The 277-nt window shown below is 37.5% G+C and carries 1 pseudogene; it reads left to right on the top strand.

Annotated elements, in window-relative coordinates:
• Positions 1–18: 18 nt before the first annotated feature.
• A pseudogene (locus tag HMPREF3046_RS08845) lies at positions 19–277 on the top strand (hypothetical protein); the annotation flags it as partial.

Below are 277 nucleotides of genomic sequence, written 5' to 3'. Positions count from 1 at the left end.
GATGCGACAGCTGAAGAAATCAGAGATGAGAAAGCAAAAGTAGAAGAAGCATTAACTCATTTAACTGAAGCGAAAAATGCATTAAAAGCAGATAAATCAGTGCTAGAACAAAAACGTCCAGGATTAAATCATGTGGGAGTTACCGAAGGTAAAAAACCAGCGAGTGTGACTGCATACAATAATGAAATGATTAAAATCCATGATGAACTTGAAGCAGCAAAAACAGAAGCAGATAGAGTGATTCATGATGACAATGCGACACCAGCACAAGTAACAG

It is taken from the genome of Staphylococcus sp. HMSC070D05, assembly GCF_001815595.1.
Lineage (GTDB): Bacteria > Bacillota > Bacilli > Staphylococcales > Staphylococcaceae > Staphylococcus > Staphylococcus hominis.
The sequence above is the reverse complement of the archived record's forward strand: the minus strand, read 5'-3'. Positions and strand labels throughout refer to the sequence as shown.